This is a genomic window from Castellaniella sp., assembly GCF_034007085.1.
Taxonomy (GTDB): Bacteria; Pseudomonadota; Gammaproteobacteria; order Burkholderiales; family Burkholderiaceae_B; genus Castellaniella.
In genome coordinates, this window is sequence record NZ_JAVERO010000182.1 from 1 (window position 1) to 3,381 (window position 3,381).

At 60.5% G+C, this 3,381-nt stretch carries 6 protein-coding genes; all 6 read left to right on the top strand.

What is annotated here, in order from left to right:
- The first annotated feature begins 224 nt into the window (after positions 1-224).
- The 6 genes from RBR29_RS11300 (at position 225) to RBR29_RS11325 (ending at position 3,261) form a co-directional block, all read left to right on the top strand.
- Complete coding sequence (locus tag RBR29_RS11300) at positions 225-587, top strand: carboxymuconolactone decarboxylase family protein (protein WP_320349352.1); 363 nt, start codon at positions 225-227, stop codon at positions 585-587.
- A 43-nt stretch (positions 588-630) separates the two neighbouring features.
- Positions 631-1,383, top strand: a complete 753-nt coding sequence (locus RBR29_RS11305; protein ID WP_320349353.1) for a glucose 1-dehydrogenase — start codon at positions 631-633, stop codon at positions 1,381-1,383.
- A 70-nt stretch (positions 1,384-1,453) separates the two neighbouring features.
- Entirely contained in the window at positions 1,454-1,801 is a 348-nt protein-coding gene (locus tag RBR29_RS11310; protein WP_320349354.1) for a two pore domain potassium channel family protein, read from the top strand.
- Between the two features lie 175 nt (positions 1,802-1,976).
- Positions 1,977-2,429, top strand: coding sequence for an Hsp20/alpha crystallin family protein (locus RBR29_RS11315; RefSeq protein WP_320349356.1), 453 nt, complete (start codon positions 1,977-1,979; stop codon positions 2,427-2,429).
- Positions 2,430-2,564: 135 nt separating this feature from the next.
- Positions 2,565-2,759: a YqaE/Pmp3 family membrane protein gene (locus RBR29_RS11320; protein WP_320349357.1), complete on the top strand. Its 195-nt coding sequence runs from the start codon at positions 2,565-2,567 to the stop codon at positions 2,757-2,759.
- 172 nt (positions 2,760-2,931) lie between these two features.
- The gene (locus RBR29_RS11325; RefSeq protein ID WP_320349359.1) at positions 2,932-3,261 is read left to right on the top strand and encodes a YegP family protein; all 330 of its coding nucleotides are present in this window, start codon (positions 2,932-2,934) and stop codon (positions 3,259-3,261) included.
- The last annotated feature ends 120 nt before the right edge of the window (positions 3,262-3,381 follow it).

The following is a 3,381-nucleotide window of genomic DNA, read 5'->3' on the forward strand; positions in this document are numbered from 1 at the left end:
TGGCAGAGGATCCAGAAACTATCCCTGTGGGGTGAGCTACCCCGCCAGAATTCATGGCTTCTGATCGCCGGAAATCCGTTGTGATGGGTGAGAACTGAATTCTTCAGGGCCGACAAATTAGAATAAACTAAATTTTATGGGGATGAAAGAGCCCTGCCGGTCACCGGTAGTTGTTTCGGCCCATGCCATCCATTCCACCCTTCCTCCTGAACCAGGATTTCTTCATGACGACGCAGTACAAGGAACTTACACAGAATCTTTCCGGCAATCTGGCCCAGCTGCACAAGACCCAGCCAGACGTAATGAAAGGCTTTGGCGATATGGTCAAGGCCGCCATGGCCCCCGGCGCACTCGACACCAAGACCAAGGAACTGATCGCGCTGGCCGTTGGCGTGGCATCGCGCTGCGACGGCTGCATCGGTTTTCATTCCAGGGCCCTGGCCCGCCTGGGCGCGACCACCGAAGAAGTCCACGAAGCGCTGGCCGTGGCCATGTTCATGGGCGGTGGCCCAGCGACCATGTATGCTGCCAATGCCGTGGCTGCGTTCAATGAATTCAGCGCAGCCACTGCCACCGCTGCCGCCTGATCGGGGGCGCGGATCTTATTATCACGCAGAAAGGAGTGTCATCATGTCAAAACGCTTTGAGGGTAAAACAGCATTGCTCACGGGCGCGGCTTCCGGCATCGGCAAGGCAACCGCCGTCAAGCTGGCCGCCGAAGGCGCGGCAGTGGTCGTGGCGGACTTGCACGAACAGGCTGCCCAGGCCGTAGTGGCCGATATCACCGGCGCGGGCGGCAAGGCCGTGGCGTTTGGCGGCGATTTCACGTCCCCTGCAGTGAACGAGGCGGCGGTGGCGTTCGCGGTCGAAAAATTCGGCGCCCTGCATCTGGCGTTCAACAACGCCGGCATCATCGGGCCGCAGGGGCCGGTGCATCAGGTCGATCTCGACGGCTACAAAAAACTGATGGGCATCAACCTGGACGCCGTGTTCTACGGCCTGAAATACCAGATCCCCGCCATGCTGGCGGCGGGTGGCGGGTCCATCGTGAATACCGCATCCATCCTGGGGCTGGTGGGTACCGCCGGCTATGCGCCTTACGTGACGGCAAAACATGCGGTCGCGGGCCTGACCAAAAGCGCGGCGCTGCAGTACTCGTCGAAGGGCATCCGCATCAATTCCGTGCATCCCGGCTATATTGATACGCCGCTGCTCAACGAACTCAGCCGCGAGGAATACAACGCGCTGGTTGCGCTGCACCCGATCGGGCGGCTAGGCACATCGGAAGACGTCGCCAATGTGGTGGCCTTCCTGCTGTCCGACGAGGCCGCTTTCGTCAGCGGTTCGCAATACACCGTCGATGGCGGCTATACGGCGCAGTAGGCTGGCGTCGTTGCATGCGGGCTGGGGTCACGGCGGTTTTTCATCGTGAAACCGGGTAGACTCTAGCCCCATGTACGAATCCCGTAACGAACCCTTGCTCCATCCCGCGCAGTTCCGCCGCCGCATGCTGCGGCATGTGGGCTACGCTCTGTTGCTGGTGGCGGTGACGCTGCTGGTGGGGGCGCTGGGGGGGCATTATCTGGGCGGGCATACGTGGCATGATGCCTGGATGAGTGCCGCGTTCGTCATTGGCGGCATCGGCACGTATGTGCTGCCGGATTCTTCCATCGGCAAGGCGTTTTCCGCCGTCTATGGTTTTTTTGTCGGCCTGGTGGTGATGGCGACCCTGGGTGTCGTGCTGGCGCCGATTGCCCATCGCATCATGCACAAATTCCATTTGGACGAGACCGACGACTGATGGCGCGGAGCCGGCCTGGGCTGATTTGATACCGGTCAAGGTTGTGTTCCTTTCTCCATGCGAACCGCTTGAATTCCAGTCAGGGTAAACCCATATTGAAACTATGGGCTGGAGGCGCAGTCCATGTGCGCCGTCCGACCCGTTTTCTATGGTTGACCGTACTGGGAGGTTCGACATGGCAAATCATCTGACGCGTTTCAATCCGTTCGGGGATCTGGCAGGTTTCGAAAGCCTGCGAGGCGTCGACGACTTCTTCAACCGTTTTCCGCTGGCTGCGGCCCTGTCGGGTCGTGCCGACGAGCCGCGCCTGAACATCGACGTGACCGAAACGGAACAGGCCTATGCCGTCAAGGCCGAAGTCCCCGGCGCCCGCAAGGAAGACATCAAGGTCTCGATCGAGGGCAATGTGGTGTCCATCCGGGTGGAAAAGACCCGGGAAGAAGAACAAAAGGACGGCGAAACCGTGCTGCGCCGCGAACGCTATCACGGCGTGCAGATGCGCCGTTTCAGCCTGGGCCACGATATTGATGTGGCCACGGCGTCCGCCCGTTGTGCGGATGGCGTGCTGGAACTGACGCTGCCCAAGAAGGTCGGCGATCAGGGCGCACGGCAACTGGATATCCAGTAGACAGGCATGCTGATCCTGTGACTCGGGGCGGGGCTGCCAACAGGCGGTCCCGCCCTGTTTTCATGGGGGATCACCTGTCTGTCGCATCTCTCGGTAAAATGCCGGTTTCTTTTTCCCACACGACTGGAACGAGACATGCGACTGCTCATTGCCCTGCTGCTGCCCTGGCTGGCTTTTTTTACCATTGGCCGCCCCATTTCGGGGATCATTTGTCTGCTGCTGCAGATCACGTTGATCGGCTGGATTCCGGCGGCGATCTGGGCGGTCTACGCGCTCAGCCAGTACAACACTGACAAGAAAATCGAAAAGGCGCTGGGCGGCCGCGCTTGATGGCCGGGCGGGTGGGGCCGTTGCTGCGCCATCCGCCTGAAAAGTCAAAATTCGATAATTTGCTGATCAGAGGTGGGTGATCGGCCTGGCTTGCGATATAGTTTTTCAGGCAAGGACGGGCGCAGGTTGCGTTCGCCCGGAAACCAGAAATCCAGGAATCGGAGACGAACCCATGAGCGGCGATTACATCCTCAAGCGCAGCGGCGAACAGTTCATGTTCAATCTCAGGGCGGGCAATCACCAGGTGATCCTGAGCAGCCAGCGGTATGCATCCAAGGCATCCGCCCAACAGGGCATCGAATCGGTGCGCAAGAGCGCCGCCGATGATGCGCGCTATCGCCGCCTGACGGCCAAGAACGGTTCGTTCTATTTCAATCTGGTCGCCGCCAATGGCGAAATCATCGGCAGCAGCGAGATGTACACGACCGAGGCCGCCCGCGACAAGGGCGTCGAATCGGTCAAGACCAATGGCCCGACTGCCGTGGTCAAGGACGAGACTTAAACCAGCACCACCGCGTTCCGGTACCCCGCGCACAGCGCCTGCACCTGGGTATCCAGGAACGGGCCGTCCAGGTGCGTGAGGCGGCCTGCGGCGGCCCAGGCCTGTAGTGTGTGGTTCAGG